Below are 16,866 nucleotides of genomic sequence, written 5' to 3' on the forward strand. Positions count from 1 at the left end.
CCTTCCTAGGATCAGCGCGTGGCGCGGGGGAGCGAGCATGCCGAGGTGACCGCCGCCCCGAGCGTGCGACGCACCCAGGCCGAACGGCGGGCCAGCACCCGCGCGGCGCTGGTGCGGGCCACCGTGGAGTCGCTGGTCGAGCTCGGCTACGCCCGGACCACCACCCAGGAGGTGCAGCGCCGGGCCGGGGTCTCCCGAGGGGCTCTGACCCACCAGTTCACGGCCAAGGCCGACCTCGTGCTGGCCGCGGTCGACCACCTCTACGAGGAGTTCAGCGCCAGCGTCCGCCAGGCTGCCGCCGACCTGCCGGCGGACCCGACCGCGCGCGCCCGGCTCGGCGTGGAGCTGATCTGGGAGCGGTTCCACGGCGAGCTGTTCGTCGCCGCGATGGAGCTGTGGGGCGCCGCCCGCACGGACGCCGAGCTGCGGGCCGCGCTGCTCCCGCACGAGCGGCGGCTGGGCGTGCAGCTGCGATCGCTGACGATGGAGGTGTTCGGCGAACGGGTGGCGCGGCACCCCCAGGCCGAGGCCGTCTACCAGGTGCTGCTCACCTCGATGCGCGGGCAGGCGCTCACCTACGCGCTGCAGCCCGACGCGCCGCGCACCGGCCCGCACGTCGAGCACTGGCAGTCGATCATCGAGGCCTTCACCCGCCGGGGAGACTGATCCGGCACGGTGCCGGGACGGCGGGCAGGAGCCGCCGTCCCGGTCACGCCGGTCGGTGAGCCCCGCAGTGAGGAGCAGGACATCCCATGGCGACCACGGCGCTGCTCGTGCTCGACCTCGTCGGCACGTTCGCCTTCGCGCTCAACGGCGCCCTGACCGCCCTGCGCGCGACCCGGTTGGACATCGTCGGCGTGGTGACCCTCGGCATGATCACCGCCCTGGGTGGCGGCACCATCCGCGACGTCTTCCTCGACGCACTGCCGCCGGCGACCTTCCTCGACTGGCGCTACCTGGCCGTGGCGGCCGGGGGCGGACTGATCGCCTTCTTCTCCTGGTCCCACCTGGATCGGATCAACGGGACGATCAACGTCCTGGACGCTGCCGGGCTGAGCCTCTTCGCCGTCACCGGGGCACTCAAGGCGGTCGACCTCGGGTTCGGTCCCGCGCAAGCCGTCATCGTGGGCGTGCTCACCGGAGTGGGGGGCGGCACGCTTCGCGACGTCCTCGTCCGGCAGGTGCCGACGGTGCTCAGCAGCGGGCTCTACGCCGTACCGGCGCTGGTCGGCGCCACCGCGGTCGTCGTCGCCGAGCTGCTCGACGTCCGGAACGCCGCCGCCTCGATCGTCGCCGCCGCGGTGTGCTTCACGATCCGCATGGTCGGTGTCCTCTTCGACGTCAACGCACCCGTCCCCCCGGGTACCCGCGGCAGCGCGGAGGAGTGACCGCCGCCGCCGGGCGCGGTCGATCCGGCGTCCGGGCGTGGAGACGGCTCGGCGCCATAACCGCAGGGTCCATTCTTATTGTGCTCAATAGTCTTGCTGCACCTGTCGATAGTCGCGTCGTGACCACCCTCACCGATGTCCCGCGCCGCAACGGGCTCTGGGCAGCCATCCCGCGCGGTGCGCGCCTGGACGAGGCCGGCTTCCTCCGGCGGCACCGCATCATCTGCTGGGTCCTGGCCCTCCACCCGCCCGCGCTGGTGGCCATCGCGCTCGTGCGCGACGTGACCGGCTGGGCGCTCTGGGGGCAGCTGGCCGCGCTCGTCACCATGCTCGCCGCCGCCCTGGTGCTGCGCGGCATGCTCGCGCAGGCCGGCGCGGCCAGCGTCGGGCTGATGTTCGGCGCCGACCTGCTGGTGCACGTCGGCGGCGGCCTCACCGACCTGCACATCTGGTTCTACGTCCTGCTGGCGCTGGTCGCGCTCTACCAGCTGTGGACGCCGTTCCTGCTGGCCGTCGTCTTCGTCGCGGTCCACCACGCGCTGACCAGCCTCGTCGCGCCCGAGGCGGTCTACTCGACCGAGCAGGCGCAGGAGAACCCGCTCCTGTTCGCGTTGCTGCACGCGGTCTTCCTGCTGGCCGAGGCGTTCTTCCTCGCCTACACGTGGAAGTTCACCGAGGAGGCCGAGCGCGGTCGCCGGGCCGAGACCCGCCGGGCCGAGGCCCAGGCGGTCGCCCAGGCCCAGGCGCAGACCGAGCTCGCCGCCGAGCGGGCGCGGGCCGCGGAGGAGGCGGCCGCTGCCCTGGCCCAGCGCGAGCTCCGGGCGAGCGGCCTGGAGGAGCAGCTCGCCGAGCTGGTGCAGGCGGGTCAGCGGCTGGACGAGAACGTGGGCACGGCGACCGACGTCATGACCGGGCTGCGCTCGGCCATCGCCGAGATCGCGGCGGCGGCCAGCCACGCCACCACCACGGCCACCCAGGCCAGCGACGGGTCGCGGGAGAGCGCCGAGACCGTGGCGCGCCTGGCCGCGACCATGGCCGAGATCGACCAGATCGCCAGCAGCATCTCGGCCATCGCCGACCAGACCAACCTGCTGGCGCTCAACGCGACCATCGAGTCGGCCCGCGCCGGGGAGGCGGGCAAGGGGTTCGCCGTCGTCGCCGGGGAGGTCAAGGATCTGGCCTCGGAGACGGCGAGGGCCACCGAGCGGATCCGGGGCGTGGTCGAGGCGGTTCGCGGTGACGTCGAAGCCGCGGGCGCCGCACTCGGCAACGTCCAGGAGGTCATCCGGGGCGTCGTGGAGGCGCAGACCACGATCGCCGCGGCGGTCGAGGAGCAGAACGCGTCGACGGCCCAGGACGCCATCGCGGGCGCCTCCCGGGAGGCGACGCGGGTGGCCGACGACCTGCGGCGCATCGTCAGCGGCATGTAGCCGCCCGGCCGGGTGGCTCCTTCCCCCGCGCTGCTCGGACGGCCCCCGGAGCCGCCGCCCTGGGTACCCGGTGGTCCCACAGGTGCGCCCGCCGCTCGCGTGGACGGTGCGCCGGCGGGTAGGGGGACGCGGTGGCCACCGGGTGACCTGCACCGGCCGGTCACGTCCGACGATGTCCGTGCCGACCTCGAGGAGGAACAGCACATGCGCGTGGAGGATCTGTCCGGGGACGACGCAGCGGTGTACCGGGCCGTGGCCGAGCGGGAGGGGACCGACGGCGCGCCGCACCTGCAGGACCTGGCGCGGCGGACCGGGCTGGACCTCGAGCGGACCCGGGCCGCGGTCCACCGGCTGCAGCAGGCGGACCCGAAGCTCGTGCACGAGGTGCCCGACACCGGCACCACCGATCTCGGCCCCACCTACGAGCTGGCCCCCCGCACCTGATCGCCGGGCGGCCCGTCCCGCTGCGGGCCGCCCGCGCAGCCGGCCCGTCCCGCTGCGGGCCGGCTCAGCCGCGGTCGGCGACGGGGCGGATCTCGCCGCTGGCCAGGCGGGTGCGGTAACCCTCGATCTCCCCCTTGACCACGCGGGACAGGACGTAGAGGCCGATGATGTTGGGCAGGGACATCAGGAAGATCATGCTGTCGGAGAAGCCGATGACCGCCTCCAGCGTCGACGAAGCGCCGATGACCACGAAGATGCAGAAGATGAGCTTCCAGGTGCGGTCGACGATCATCGACTCGCCGAAGAGGTAGGTCGCCGCCTTCAGCCCGTAGTAGCTCCAGGCCAGCATCGTCGAGTAGGCGAACAGGACCACCGCGACCGCGAGCACGATCGGGAACCAGCCGACCACCGACCCGAAGGCGGCCGACGTCGTCTGCACGCCGGCGTCGCTGGCGTCGTCGGCGTAGGTGCCGGTGATGACGATGGCGAGCGCCGTCATGGTGCAGATGACGACGGTGTCGATGAACGGCTCGAGGACGGCGACGTGCCCCTCGGTCGCCGGCTCGTTCGTCTTGACCGCCGAGTGCGCGATCGCCGCCGAGCCCAGCCCCGCCTCGTTGCTGAAGGCCGCTCGCCGGAAGCCCTGGATGAGGACGCCGACGATGCCGCCGAACCCGGCCTCGGGGCTGAACGCCTGCGACACGATCGCCCACATCGCCTCGGGGATCTCCGTGAGGTTGGCGAAGAGCACGGTGAGGCAGGCGATGACGTAGAAGACGGCCATGAACGGCACGAGCTTGTCGGTGACCCGGGCGATGCTGCGGATCCCGCCGATGATGACCGCGCCGACGAACAGGGCGAGCACGAGACCGAAGATCGCGCCCGCGGCGCCGCCGCCGAGGGGCCCGTCCGCGCCGCCGGTGACCGACTGCGCCTGGCTGAACGCCTGGTTGGCCTGGAACATGTTGCCGCCACCCACGGCGCCACCGAGCGTGAAGATGCAGAAGAGGACGGCGAGGACCTTGCCGAGCGTGCCCAGCCTCGGGCTCTTCTCCTTCAGCCCCTTGGTCAGGTAGTACATCGGGCCGCCCGAGACCCGGCCGTCGGCGTAGACGTTGCGGTACTTCACGCCGAGCGTGCACTCCACGCCCTTGGTGCACATGCCGACAAGCCCGGCGATGATCATCCACAGCGTGGCACCCGGCCCGCCCAGCGAGATCGCCACCGCGACCCCGGCGATGTTCCCGAGTCCGACCGTGCCCGACACGGCGGTCGCCAGCGCCTGGAAGTGGGTCACCTCGCCGGCATCTCGCGGATCGTTGTAGTCCCCGCGCGCCAGCTGGAGGGCGTGCTTGAACGCCCGGAACTGGAACCCCCGCAGGTAGATGGTGAAGAAGACGCCGGCGATGACGAGCCAGACGACGATGAGCGGCAGCTCGACGCCCTCGTCGATGAAGTCCAGGGGGACGGCGAAGAAGACGACCGTGGTGATCCACTCGGAGACCGGTGCGAAGAAGCTGTCGACCTGTTCGTCGAACGTGGCGGCCAGCAGGGAGTCGGACGGCGAGGGCATCACGGCACCACCAGGACGGGGACGGGGGAGAGCTGGATGAGGCTGCTCGGCGTCGACCCGAAGAGCAGGGTGCGCACCCGGCTCTGCCCGATGCGGCCGACGGTGATCCAGGCGGCGTCGTGCTCGCGGGCCAGGCGCACCAGCGTCTCGGCGGGGTGCCCGTGCCGGACGACCCCCTCGACCAGGAGGTCCCCGGGCTCGGAGAGCCGCGCGACGACCGGGTCCAGCACGCGCTCGCGGGCGGCCGCGGCCTCCCGCGCCTTCTCCACGGAGCGGCGTTCGTTCTCCTCCGCGGTGGTGAAGGAGTAGGGCGACCAGGGGACGACGCAGGCGAGGACCAGGCGCAGACCGTGGTGGCGGGCAGCGTCGGCGGCTGCGTCCGCGGCGCGGTTGCTCGACTCGCTCCCGTCGAGCCCCACGACGATGGAATCGGGCACGGGCACACCTCCGGCGGAGACGACGTGGGCCGAACCGTAACCGGGATCACACCGCTCGTCAGGTCGAGCGGTGGCGGGGCGGGGGAGCGCCGGTCAGGCCGGAGGGGCGCCGGCGTGCGCCCGCGTTCCGCGGCCGTCGTCCTCGGCGTCCTCCGGGTCTTCCGTGGCGGGGCTGCCCGCCTGCCCCTCCACGGAGCGGCGCACCGCCCGCCGCCAGCCCTGGACCGCGGCGGCGAGCACGCCGGCGACCGGCACCGCCACGAACAGGCCCAGGAGGCCGAAGGCGGAGGCAGCCCCGGTCGTGAGCAGCAGGATGACCAGGGGGTGGAAGCTGATCGCGCGGGACAGGAGCAGGGGGGCCAGGACGTTCCCCTCGATCTGCTGAACCACGATGACGACGAGGAGTGCCCACAGCGCGGTGGTCCAGCCGTTGGTGACGCCGGCGACCGCGACCGCGACCGCTCCCGCGATCGTCGCGCCCACCAGCGGCACGTAGCCGAGCAGGAAGGTCAGCGCGCCGATGGGCAGGGCCAGCGGGACGTCGAGCAGCCACAGCCCGAGACCGATGAGGATGCCGTCGATCAGCCCGGTCGCGGTGGCCGCGTAGAACCACGCGCCGGCGGTGCGCATCCCGGCGCGGAAGGCGGCGTCGGTCGGGGCTCGGTCCGCCACGGGCAGGACTCCGAGGAACTGCCGCCACAGCCGGTCGCCGCTGGTCAGGGCGAACAGGGTGAAGAACAGGGCGATGATCAGGACGGTGGCGACGTTGCCCGCCGCGTTCAGCCCCTGCGCGGCCGCGTTGCCCAACCCGCTCATCGCGGAGCCGACCGAGGTCTCCAGCTGGTCGATGACCTGGTTCAGCCCGGCGTTGTTCAGGTCGTCGGTCCGGTCCTGGACCCAGGTGCTGGTCGCCTCCACGGCATCGGTGCCCGCGGCGATCAGGCCGGGCCAGGCGCCGATGATCTGGAGCACGAGGAAGGTCAGGACGCTCACGAAGAAGGCCAGGTAGGCGACGACGCAGAGGATCGCGGCCAGCGCGGCCGGGACGTTCCGCTCCCGCAGCCACCGGGCGATGGGCCAGAGCATCGCGACCTGCGCCAGTCCGAGCATCGCCGCGGCCGCGACGAACTGGACCTGCAGCACCAGCCAGATGGCGCCCAGCACGGCCAGCCCGATGACCAGGAACCGCCCGGCGATCACCGCCTCGCGCTGCAGCAGCGACGCGCGGCCGATCGCCGGGGGCTGGGTCGCGGCGTGCGCGCCGGGCGCGGTCGCCGGCGCGGGGCCGGGCCCGGGGGAGGGGCTGTCCCGGGGGAGGGCCGACGTCGGCTCGGTCATGCGCACCTCCCCTCGCAGCGTTCACCGGTGGCCGCTGCCGCCCGGTCCCGGACTCCTCGTCGCGCGCTCATCCTGGCGTGTCCGTCACCCGTGTGCGTGGAACGGTCGCACGACCGTCCCGTCGAGGCGTGACCGACCCGGCGATCGGGTAGCGATTCCGATCAAGGTCACATCGAGGTGCGCGCAGGCCGGAGCGGCCGTGCGCGGACAGAGGAGGAACCCGTGCTCGGACTCATCGGACTGCTGCTGGTCGTCTGGCTGGTGCTCGCCGTCGTCGGCGCGGTGGTCGAGGGGCTCTTCTGGCTGCTGATCATCGGTGTGGTGCTCTTCCTGGCCACCGCAGCCTGGGGCTGGACGAAGCGCAACACCCGGGTCTGACGTCCCCTGCGGGCCGGCCCGGTGCGGCCGGCGGGCGGTGACGGCGTCACCGCCCGCCGGCGGTTCTCAAGCCGATGCGTTCGGCGCGTCGACGAGTGCCGCCAAGGTGGCGCGGGCGCCGCGCTCGCGCAGGAGGGAGAGGGCCCGGCGGTAGGCCGCCACGAAGCGCTCGTCGTCCACCAGGTCCCCGAAGATACTGCGGTCCGCGATGAAGGCGACCGGGTCCTCGTCGAGCCGGCTGGCGTTGGCGCGTACCCGGTCGGCCTGCCGGTCGACCAGCGGCAGGGGGCGCCCGGCGTCGTCCCGGCCTTCCGCGGACCGGGCCCAGCTGGCGACGACAGCGGCTGCGCGGCGCACGTCTCCGCCCCTGGCCAGGCCGTCGTGCACGACGGGCAGCACGTACTTGGGGATCAGCGCCGAGGTCTGCGCGCAGAGCCTGGCCACGGTGTCGCCCACGGAGGGGCTGGCGAAACGGGCGAGGAGTGTCCGCTTGTAGTCGTCCAGGTCGATCCCGGGCACGTCCGCGAGCGTGGGGGACACCTCGCGATCCATGTAATCCCGCAGGAAGGCGGTCCAAAGCGGGTCCCGGCAGGCGTCGTGGACGTGCTCGTAGCCCGCCAGCCGGGCGAAGTGGGCCAGCGCCTGGTGGCTGCCGTTGAGCAACCGCAGCTTCATCGCCTCGTAGGGGGCGACGTCCTGCACGAACTGCACACCGGCCTCCTCCCACGGTGGGCGGCCGGCGGGGAAGCGATCCTCGACCACCCACTGGGCGAACGGTTCGCACACGACCGGCCACGCGTCCTCCACCCCGAAGCGCTCGCGGAGATCCGCGATGTCCGCGGCGGTGGTCAGCGGGGTGATCCGGTCGACCATGCTGTTGGGGAACGACACCTCGCGGCCGACCCAGTCCCCGAGATCGGCGTCCCGCATCGTCGCGAACGCACTGAACGCGCGCCTCGCGACGTCGCCGTTGTTCTGCAGGTTGTCGCAGGAGAGCACGGTGAACGGTGCCAGCCCCCGCTCGCGACGGCGGGCCAGCGCCTCGGTCACGAGCCCGAACGTGGTGCGCAGGGCGGCGTCAGGCCGGAGGTCGTCCCGGATTCCCGGGGCGTCGACGTCGAAGGCTCCGGTCACGGGGTCGGTGTTGTACCCGCGCTCGGTGATGGTCAGCGACACGATCCGCGTGTCGGGGTCCGCCATCCGCTCGACCACCGCCTCCGGGTCGTCGGGCGCGAAGAGGTAGTCGACGATCGATCCGACGACCCGTGGCTCGAAGGTGCCGTCCGGGTGCTTGACGACGAGGGTGTACAGGCCGTCCTGGGCAGCCATGACCTCCTGCATGAGGTGGTCGGACGGGAGGACGCCGACTCCGCAGATCCCCCACTCCGGGGCCAGTCCGCCCTCCATGAGCCGGTCGACGTACATGGCCTCGTGTGCACGGTGGAAGCCGCCCACCCCGATGTGCACGATGCCGGTGCGGACCCCGCGGCGGTCGTAGCGCGGCACCTCCACCCGCTCGGCGAGAGAGGTCAGGGCGCCGGCGTGGACGCGCACGATCTGTTCGGTTCCGGGCGGGTCGGGGCGGGTGAGCACTCCCTACCTTAACGTAAGAGTAGAGCGACCTCGTGTCGGCCCTGGCGCGCGGGAGACCGACGGGCGGCCGGAGCCGGCCCGCTACGCGGCGGTGCCCCTCGCCGCCTTGTCCGCGGGCAGGAAGACCTTCGCGGGATCACGCTCGACCACACCATCGAGCACCTCGTCGACACGGGCCATGACGTCGGCGTCGAGCCGCACGCCGACCGCCTTCACGTTGTCGCGGACCTGTTCCGGTCGGCTGGCGCCGATGATTGCGGCGGCCACGTTCGGGTTCTGCAGCACCCAGGCCAGCGCGAGCTGCGCCATCGTCAGCCCGAGGTCGTCGGCGACCGGGCGCAGCCCCTGCACCTTGGCCAGGACCTCGTCGGCGAGGAACCCCTCGATCTGGAAACCGACGGCCGAGTGGCCCGCGCGGCTACCGGTCGGCGGCTGCTCGCCGGGCCGGTACTTGCCGGTGAGCACGCCCTGGGCCAGTGGTGACCAGATGATCTGCGACAGGCCCTCCCGCTCGCACGTCGGCACGACCTCGCCCTCGATGACCCGCCACAGCATCGAGTACTGGGGCTGGTTGCTGACCAGCTGGACGTTCAGCTCGCGGGCGAGCGCCGCCGCCGAGGCGATCTGGTCGGGCTGCCACTCGGAGACGCCCAGGTAGAGGACCTTGCCGGCCCGCACCAGGTCGGCGAAGGCGGTCATGGTCTCCTCCAGCGGCACCGTCGGGTCGTAGCGGTGCGCCTGGTACAGGTCGATGTAGTCGGTGCCGAGTCGCCGGAGGGAGGCGTGGCAGCTCTCGACGACGTGCTTGCGGGACAGCCCGCGGTCGTTCGGCCCGGGGCCCGTCGGCCAGTACACCTTCGTCGCGATCTCCAGCCCCTCGCGGCGCTGACCGGCCAGGGCGCGGCCCAGCACCGACTCGGCGGCGGTGCCGGCGTAGACGTCGGCGGTGTCGAACGTGGTGATCCCGACATCGAGTGCGGCGTGCACGCACGACACGGCGGCGTCCTCCTCGACCTGGCTGCCGTGCGTCAGCCAGTTGCCGAAGGCGATTTGCGAGACGTTGAGGCCGGACCGGCCCAGTCGACGGAATTCCACCTCGACGACCGTAGTGCCGGGATCGCGCCGTGGCCCGGCGGGGGTGCGGACCGGTGGCGCGCAGCCACTCACCAGGGCTGGTCGGGGCAGGGACGGCGTCACGGTGGTGGCGCGGTACGTCGCGCCACCACCGCTCGCACCGCATGGGTCGGGATCGCCGGGGTCACCGGCGAGGACCTGGACGAGTCCGTCGACCGCAGGTCAGCGGCTGGCGTCCAGCCGCTCCGCGAGGGTGCCGGCGAACCCTTCGGCGACGGCGAGCTGCTCCTTCAACGCGGTGACGCGAGCCGTGGCCGCCTCGTGGAACATCCGCAGCCGGTCCACCAGCTGCGCCCGGTCGCCGCTGCCGGAGTCCAGGTCGGCCAGCAGGGTGAGCAGCTCCTGCATCTCCTCGAGGGTGAAGCCCAGGGGCTTCATCCGCTTCACGACCTCGAGGCGGGCGACGTCGTCGGCGCTGTACAACCGGAACCCGCCCTCGGAGCGGGCGGTGGGGATCACGAGCCCGTTCTCCTCGTAGAAGCGGATCGTGCGCAGGCTCAGGCCGGTGCGCTCGGCGACCTGGCCGATCTGCATGAGCTGCTCGCGGGGCGTTCCGGTCACGCCTCCTTCATAGGCCACCCGCCCGGCGGGCGCTGCCGCGGCGGGCATCAGTGGGCCCCGGCGAGCTGGCCGGTGTGCCGGTCGAAGCGGTCGGCGGAGTGCCCGGTGAGCCCGACGATCTCGACGTTCTTGCCCCGGGTCTCGTACTTGTGGGTGATGGCATCCAGGGCGGCCACGGTGGAGGCGTCCCAGATGTGGGCGTTCGACAGGTCGATGACCACGTTGTCCGGATCGCCGGCGTAGTCGAACTGCGTGTACAGGTCGTTGCTGGAGGCGAAGAACAGCGCGCCGTGCACCGAGTAGATCCGGGTGCCTTCGTCGTCCGTGACGCTGGTGACCTCGGCCAGGTGGGCGACGCGGCGGGCGAAGAGCGCGCACGCCGTCAAGACACCGGCGCCCACGCCGATCGCGAGGTTGTGCGTGAGCAGCGTGCCGGCGACGGTCGTGAGCATCACGGTGGTCTCGCTCTTCGGCATCCGGTGGATGGTGCGCAGGCTGTGCCAGTCGAAGGTGGCGATCGACACGAAGATCATCACGGCGACCAGGGCGGCCATCGGGATGGTCGCCACGATGTCGCCGAGGGCGACGACCAGGACGAGCAGGAACACGCCGGAGAGGAACGTGGAGAGCCGGGTGCGGGCGCCGGACTTCACGTTGATCATCGTCTGGCCGATCATCGCGCAGCCGCCCATGCCGCCGAAGAAGCCGGAGGCGATGTTGGCTACGCCCTGGCCCCAGGACTCGCGCGTCTTGTCCGAGTGGGTGTCGGTGAGGTCGTCGACCAGCTTCGCCGTCATCAGCGACTCCATCAGCCCGACGAGGGCCACGCCGAGGGCGTAGGGGGCGATGATGGTCAGCGTCTCGACGGTGAACGGCACGTCGGGCAGCAGGAAGAAGGGCAGGCTGTCGGGCAGCTCGCCCTCGCCGCCGACGTCGGGGATCTCCCAGCCGGCGGTCACCGCCAGGGCCGTCAGCACGACGATCGCGACCAGAGGTGCGGGGATCGCCGTCGTCAGCCGGGGGAGCAGGAAGATGATCGCCAGCCCCGCGGCCACCATCGGGTAGACCAGCCACGGCACGTCGGTCAGCTGCGGCAGCTGTGCGGTGAAGATCAGGATCGCCAGCGCGTTGACGAAGCCCACCATGACGCTGCGCGGGATGAACCGCATCAGCCGGGCGAAGCCCGTGACGGCCAGCACGGCCTGGAAGATGCCGCCGAGGATCACGGCGGCGAACAGGTACTGGACGCCGTACTCGAGCGCCAGCGGGGCCACGACCAGGGCGATGGCGCCGGTGGCGGCGGTGATCATCGCCGGCCGGCCGCCGGTGAAGGCGATGACCACGGCCATCACGAACGAGGAGAACAGCCCGACGCGGGGATCGACGCCCGCGAGAATGGAGAAGCTGATCGCCTCCGGGATCAGGGCCAGGGCGACGACCAGGCCGGCGAGCACCTCGGTGCGGGCCACCTTCGGGGACAGCCAGGCGGGCCGGGACAGGCGCGGCTTGGGGAGGGCAGGCAGTGCTGAGGACATGGATCCGTCTCGTTCGGTGCGCCGCGGAGCGCAGATCGGCAGCACCGGGGACGGTGCCGAGTGAGGGGTGGGCGCGCCGGTGCGCCCGGGAGAGCGGAGCCCGATGCGTCGCCCGGTGCGGGTCGGGATCGCCGACCCGGCAATTCGGCGCGCACGCGCGGCCCGCTGGTGTCACGGACAGTCTGCCGGGAACTCGCCCTTCACGTCAGGGTTGAGTGGTGAGCCGTTGGTCACGTTCAGGTACCGATGGCCGTACGGCACGATCGCGACGGCGCCGAGCCGTCGGACAACAGGGAGGGAGCGGCATGGACATCACCGCGACGGAGGAGTGGCGCGCGCTCGACGAGCACCGCCGTGCCCTCGGGGACACACACCTGCGGGACCTATTCGCCGGCGATCCCGATCGCGCGGCGCGGCTGACCGGGCAGGTCGGTGAGCTGCACGTCGACTGGTCCCGGCACCGGGTGAGCGACGAGACGCTGCGGCTGCTGGTGGCCCTCGCCGAGCGTGCGGGCCTGCCCGACCGCATCCAGGCGATGTTCCGCGGCGAGCACATCAACACCACCGAGGACCGTGCCGTCCTGCACGTCGCGCTGCGCATGCCACCGGGTGAGCAGCTCGTGGTCGACGGCCAGGACGTGGTCCGCGACGTGCACGAGGTGCTGGGGCGAATGCGCCGCTTCGCCGACCAGGTGCGCTCGGGGGAGTGGCGCGGGCACACGGGCCGGCCGATCCGGGCGGTGGTCAACATCGGCATCGGCGGCTCCGACCTGGGTCCGGCGATGGCGTACACCGCCCTGCGGCACCACGCCGACCGGGACCTCACCCTGCGGTTCGTCTCGAACATCGACCCCACCGACTTCGCCGAGGCCACCCGAGACCTCGACCCCGCCGAGACGCTGTTCGTCGTCAGCTCCAAGACCTTCACCACGCTGGAGACGCTCACCAACGCCGGCGTCGCCCGGGACTGGCTGCTGCGGGGCCTGGGGGCCGACGAGTCGGCCGTGGCCAAGCACTTCGCCGCGGTGTCCACCAACACCGACGCCGTGCGCGCGTTCGGCATCGATCCGCAGAACATGTTCGAGTTCTGGGACTGGGTCGGGGGCCGGTACTCCTTCACCTCCGCCATCGGGCTCTCGCTGATGGTGGCGATCGGCCCGGACGCCTACGACGAGATGCTCGCCGGCTTCCACGCCGTCGACGAGCACCTCCGCACCACCCCGCTCGAGCGCAACGTCCCGGTGCTGCTGGGCCTGCTCGGTGTCTGGTACCGCAACTTCTTCGACGCCCAGACCCACGCCGTCCTGCCCTACAGCCAGTACCTCTCCCGGCTGCCGGCCTACCTGCAGCAGCTGACCATGGAGAGCAACGGCAAGTCGGTGCGCACGGACGGGCAGCCGGTCACCACGGCGACGGGCGAGGTGTTCTGGGGGGAGCCCGGCACGAACGGCCAGCACGCCTTCCACCAGCTGCTGCACCAGGGGACGTCGCTCGTCCCCGCCGACTTCATCGGCTTCGGGGAGCCGAGCCACGACATCGGTGAGATGCACGACCTGCTGATGGCCAACATGTTCGCCCAGGCGGCCGTCCTGGCCTTCGGCCGCACCGCCGAGGAGGTGGCGGCCGACGGCACGCCCCCGGCCCTCGTGCCGCACAAGGTCATGCCCGGGAACCGGCCGAGCACGGTGATCCTCGCGCCGCGGCTGACTCCGGGGACGCTCGGGCAGCTGGTGGCGCTCTACGAGCACGTCGTCCTCACCCAGGGCGTGATCTGGCAGATCGACTCGTTCGACCAGTGGGGTGTCGAGCTGGGCAAGGTGATGGCGCGCGAGCTGGCGCCGGCGCTCACCAGCCCGGAGCCCGTGCCGCTGGACCAGGATGCCGCCACGACGGCGCTGGTGGCCGAGTACCGGCGGATGCGGGGCCGGGCGACCTGACGCGCTCCGCGGGGTGATGCCTGCGGGAGGTGGACCCCGGGGCGGCCGCGCGCCGTCGCAGCGACCGCCCCGGGAATTCGGAGGCCGCGGCGGTCAGGGGGAGGGCTCGCTCCGGGCCGGCCGGTCCTCGACGGGCGGGGTGCCAGCGATGTCGGCCTCGACGGCGGTCGCCCCGGGGGTCGCCGGCGGTGGCGGGATCGGCGTGCCCGCCACCGCCTCGCCGGCGTCCTCCGGAGCGTCGTCGGGGACCCGGTCCAGGGGGCGGGGGACCGGGAGCACCAGCGAGATCACGGCGACCAGCAGCGGGAGGACGGCGGAGGCCAGCAGCGCCACGGTGTACCCGCCGGTCACGTCGTGCACGAGCGCGAAGGCGAGCGGTCCGAAGGCGGTGGAGGCCACGCTGACGGCGGCGACGACCCCGCGGGTCGACCCCAGGTGGGTGGTGCCGAAGTAGCGGGGGAACGCACCGGCCTCGAGGGTGCGGATGGCGCCGGCGGAGCCGCCCAGGAGGAGGCCGAAGCCGATCGCCGACCACCCGGGGTCCACGACGGTCCCCCACGCCAGCCCGGCGGCGAGCCCGAGCATGCAGGTGGCGGTCAGCCACCGGGGGCTCACTCGGTCGACCAGGGCGCCGACGGCGAGGGTGGCCAGCAGCGAGGCGACGGTCTGCGGCAGGAAGTTGGCCGCCGCCGCGGTGCTGCTCAGCCCGCGTTCACCGAGCAGGTCGATCTGGTGGAAGGCGACGGCCGTGCCGAGCATCCCCGCGACGGCGACCCCGGCCACGACCACCCAGAAGAAGGGAGTGTGGGCGGCCTGGCCGAGCGTGAGCCCGGCCGGGAGGTGGATCGGCGGCTGCCCGGCCTGCGGCCTGCCGTCGGGCTGCTGGCCGAGCTCGGGGGGTGAGTTGCGGACGCCGAGCAGCGCCAGGGGGATGACGACCGCCCAGACGAGGAGCCCCTCCACCGCCCAGGCGGTCCGCCAGCTCGTGGCCGAGATGAGGGCCTCGAGCCCGATGGGGGCCAGGGAGATGCCGGCGGCGCCGACGGCGGAGACGAGACCGACCGCCGTCCCCCGGCGACGGGTGAACCAGACGGCGACGGCAGCGGTGGCGGTCAGCCCGAGGGCGCCCTGGCCGGCCATCCGGATCCCGACGAAGCCGGCGGTCAGGCCCACCAGGTTCGACACGAGCGACAGCGCCAGGAGCACCGCCCCGAAGACGGCGCCGATCCCCGCCATCGTGGCGCGGGTGCCGTACCGGTCGAGGGCGCGACCGACCAGGGGCATCGCCGCGGCGCCGACGAGCGTGCCGACGAGGTAGGCCGTGGAGATCGCCGACCGGCTGACACCCAGCCCCTCGGTCATCGGGTCGATGAAGGCGGAGACGGCGGCGGTCTGGCCGGGCGCGGTGGCGGCCAGCGCCACGGCGGAGACGGCCACCATGTGCCAGCCGTAGAAGCCGCCGGGGGAGAGGGCGCCCGGGCGTGGGGTGCCCGCGGACGGCGGGGAGGAGAGGCGCGCTGCCGGCGCGGAACGGGACGTGGGACTTCCTTCCGGGTGGTGGTGGCCGGCGTCGCTGACGGCGAGTGCGGTGCGGTGGCGCGGTCGGAGCGATCGTTCCAGCGGTGCGGGCGCCAGTGGTTCCAGCGTCGACCGTGGCCGGTTCTCCTGCAACACGCGACCCCGCGCCGGCAGGGGCGCCGGCCGCCGTGCACGGGCGGTGCAACCGCAGAGTTGCGCGCAGCGCAGGTGCCCGGGAGGGGGGACGCCGAGATGTAACCCTTACGTAAGAGTAGAATGGGCGCCGCGAGGATCGCTGCTCACTAGCGCGGCTCGTCCCACTCGAGGAGGTCGGAGTCCATGCCCATGCACGTCGAGTGCCCCACGTGCGGCGAGACGGAGGACCTGGTCGGCAGCGGTGGGGTCGCCGGCATCCAGATCAACTGCGGCTCCTGCGGCACGTCCTTTCTCCGCGACCAGCGTCTCCGCTGCGCCACCTGCCACGGCACGGACCTCGTGCTCCGGCCGCAGGTGCTGACCCAGTACTCCCGGGGGTCCCAGCTCTCCGTCGTCGGGTGGACGCAGACCCACTGCTGCACCACCTGCGACGCCGAGGCCCTGCTGCGCTCGGAGCGGGCGAACGGCCCGCTCCCGGCGGAGTACCGCCCCCGCGCCGTCACCGCGCATCCCACGGACTGAACCGCACACCCGCACCAGGAGGAAGCATGCCTCTCACCCGGATGCAGGTTCTCGACGACGTCGAGACCGCCTTCCAGGCCGGACCCGTCACCACCACGCAGCTGCAGGCGGCCGCCGCGCGGGCCGGCGCCCATCCGGACGTCCTCGCGGTCCTGCAGGGCCTGCCGCCGCGCCAATTCGCCACGCCGCGCGACATCTGGCCCTACCTGCCCGACCTGCCGGTGGGCGTGTGATCCCGGACGGCGAGCCCGCATCCCGATCGTCCACCTCACGACAGACCGGAGTTCCACCCTTGTCCCTCGACCAGACCAGCTCCCGCGTCCTCCGCACGCGGACGAGCACCGCAGCCCATCCCATCCCGGACGACGTGCGGCCGCTGCACGACCTGGCCGACCGTGCGTCGGAACAGCTCCGGGCGCTGGGCGTCCGACCCGAGGACGCCGTCATCGGCATCTACCGGTCGTTCGGCCGGTCGGCCCGGATCGCCGCCCGGGTCCTGCGCACCCTCCTCGCGCCGGCCGCGTGCTACGAGCTGACCCCGGCATCGGGCCACCGGGTGGCTCCGGACCGCCGGGGACCCGACGCAGCCGTCGTGCCGCCGGAGGCGCTCACCCTGGTCGTCGACCTCGGCCGCTTCCCGCACCCCCGGGCCCGGCGGATCGCCGAGGACGCGGGCGTGCCGCTCGTCACGCGCCCGCTGCCGACGCTGCCGCCGGCGGACTCCGCAGCGAGCGAGGCGGTGGACCGGGGCACCCGGGCCGGGCGCACGCTGCCGCTCCACCGCCCGGGCGCGAGGCCCACCGGTGCCCGCCCCCTCGCCGGACGCGGGGGGGGGGGGGGGGGGGGGGGGGGGGGGGGGGGGGGGGGGGGGGGGGGGGGGGGGGGGGGGGGGGGGGGGGGGGGGGGGGGGGGGGGGGGGGGG

Annotated in this window: 16 protein-coding genes; 8 read left to right on the forward strand and 8 right to left on the reverse strand. The window is 73.1% G+C overall.

Features of this window, described 5'->3' with window-relative positions:
* The first annotated feature begins 45 nt into the window (after positions 1–45).
* The 4 genes from ACI8AG_RS18895 to ACI8AG_RS18910 all read left to right on the forward strand — a co-directional run bounded on the left by ACI8AG_RS18895 (position 46) and on the right by ACI8AG_RS18910 (position 3,262).
* Entirely contained in the window at positions 46–666 is a 621-nt protein-coding gene (locus ACI8AG_RS18895; RefSeq protein WP_456598237.1) for a TetR/AcrR family transcriptional regulator, read from the forward strand.
* An 86-nt stretch (positions 667–752) separates the two neighbouring features.
* On the forward strand, positions 753–1,388 hold the full coding sequence (locus tag ACI8AG_RS18900; RefSeq protein WP_456598238.1) for a trimeric intracellular cation channel family protein: 636 nt from the start codon (positions 753–755) through the stop codon (positions 1,386–1,388).
* Between the two features lie 119 nt (positions 1,389–1,507).
* Complete coding sequence (locus ACI8AG_RS18905) at positions 1,508–2,818, forward strand: methyl-accepting chemotaxis protein (protein ID WP_456598239.1); 1,311 nt, start codon at positions 1,508–1,510, stop codon at positions 2,816–2,818.
* Between the two features lie 204 nt (positions 2,819–3,022).
* The gene (locus ACI8AG_RS18910; RefSeq protein ID WP_456598240.1) at positions 3,023–3,262 is read left to right on the forward strand and encodes a hypothetical protein; all 240 of its coding nucleotides are present in this window, start codon (positions 3,023–3,025) and stop codon (positions 3,260–3,262) included.
* Between the two features lie 64 nt (positions 3,263–3,326).
* Here ACI8AG_RS18910 and ACI8AG_RS18915 read toward each other — a convergent pair whose 3' ends face one another.
* The 3 genes from ACI8AG_RS18915 to ACI8AG_RS18925 all read right to left on the reverse strand — a co-directional run bounded on the left by ACI8AG_RS18915 (position 3,327) and on the right by ACI8AG_RS18925 (position 6,610).
* On the reverse strand, positions 3,327–4,835 hold the full coding sequence (locus tag ACI8AG_RS18915) for an alanine/glycine:cation symporter family protein (protein WP_456598241.1): 1,509 nt from the start codon (positions 4,833–4,835) through the stop codon (positions 3,327–3,329).
* The gene (locus tag ACI8AG_RS18920; RefSeq protein ID WP_456598242.1) at positions 4,835–5,272 is read right to left on the reverse strand and encodes a universal stress protein; all 438 of its coding nucleotides are present in this window, start codon (positions 5,270–5,272) and stop codon (positions 4,835–4,837) included. Before ACI8AG_RS18920 ends, ACI8AG_RS18915 begins: the two co-directional genes overlap by 1 nt.
* A 93-nt stretch (positions 5,273–5,365) precedes the next feature.
* A complete protein-coding gene (locus ACI8AG_RS18925) occupies positions 5,366–6,610 on the reverse strand; it encodes an AI-2E family transporter (protein ID WP_456598243.1) in 1,245 nt (414 codons plus the stop codon).
* A gap of 222 nt (positions 6,611–6,832) precedes the next feature.
* Between ACI8AG_RS18925 and ACI8AG_RS18930 the strand changes: the two genes are divergently transcribed.
* Positions 6,833–6,988, forward strand: coding sequence for a hypothetical protein (locus tag ACI8AG_RS18930; protein WP_236829151.1), 156 nt, complete (start codon positions 6,833–6,835; stop codon positions 6,986–6,988).
* A gap of 66 nt (positions 6,989–7,054) precedes the next feature.
* Here the strand turns inward: ACI8AG_RS18930 and ACI8AG_RS18935 are convergent, their stop codons facing one another.
* From ACI8AG_RS18935 to ACI8AG_RS18950, 4 genes are all read right to left on the reverse strand, one after another.
* A complete protein-coding gene (locus ACI8AG_RS18935; protein ID WP_456598244.1) occupies positions 7,055–8,542 on the reverse strand; it encodes a mannitol dehydrogenase family protein in 1,488 nt (495 codons plus the stop codon).
* A gap of 120 nt (positions 8,543–8,662) precedes the next feature.
* Positions 8,663–9,676, reverse strand: coding sequence for an aldo/keto reductase family protein (locus ACI8AG_RS18940; protein ID WP_456598245.1), 1,014 nt, complete (start codon positions 9,674–9,676; stop codon positions 8,663–8,665).
* A 201-nt stretch (positions 9,677–9,877) separates the two neighbouring features.
* On the reverse strand, positions 9,878–10,276 hold the full coding sequence (locus ACI8AG_RS18945) for a MerR family transcriptional regulator (protein ID WP_456598246.1): 399 nt from the start codon (positions 10,274–10,276) through the stop codon (positions 9,878–9,880).
* 47 nt (positions 10,277–10,323) lie between these two features.
* Positions 10,324–11,811 (reverse strand): SulP family inorganic anion transporter, encoded by a 1,488-nt coding sequence (locus ACI8AG_RS18950; protein ID WP_456598247.1) that lies wholly within the window; start codon positions 11,809–11,811, stop codon positions 10,324–10,326.
* A gap of 305 nt (positions 11,812–12,116) precedes the next feature.
* On the opposite strand from ACI8AG_RS18950, the gene pgi reads away from it, so the two are divergent.
* The gene (pgi, locus tag ACI8AG_RS18955; RefSeq protein WP_456598248.1) at positions 12,117–13,748 is read left to right on the forward strand and encodes a glucose-6-phosphate isomerase; all 1,632 of its coding nucleotides are present in this window, start codon (positions 12,117–12,119) and stop codon (positions 13,746–13,748) included.
* Positions 13,749–13,841: 93 nt separating this feature from the next.
* Here the strand turns inward: pgi and ACI8AG_RS18960 are convergent, their stop codons facing one another.
* A complete protein-coding gene (locus ACI8AG_RS18960) occupies positions 13,842–15,188 on the reverse strand; it encodes an MFS transporter (RefSeq protein ID WP_456598249.1) in 1,347 nt (448 codons plus the stop codon).
* A 417-nt stretch (positions 15,189–15,605) separates the two neighbouring features.
* Here ACI8AG_RS18960 and ACI8AG_RS18965 point away from each other — a divergent pair, with 417 nt between their 5' ends.
* Positions 15,606–15,944: a hypothetical protein gene (locus ACI8AG_RS18965; RefSeq protein ID WP_456598250.1), complete on the forward strand. Its 339-nt coding sequence runs from the start codon at positions 15,606–15,608 to the stop codon at positions 15,942–15,944.
* A gap of 26 nt (positions 15,945–15,970) precedes the next feature.
* On the forward strand, positions 15,971–16,177 hold the full coding sequence (locus ACI8AG_RS18970) for a DUF2795 domain-containing protein (protein ID WP_456598251.1): 207 nt from the start codon (positions 15,971–15,973) through the stop codon (positions 16,175–16,177).
* Positions 16,178–16,866 lie beyond the last annotated feature (689 nt).

The organism is Blastococcus sp. SYSU DS0552 (assembly GCF_054050815.1).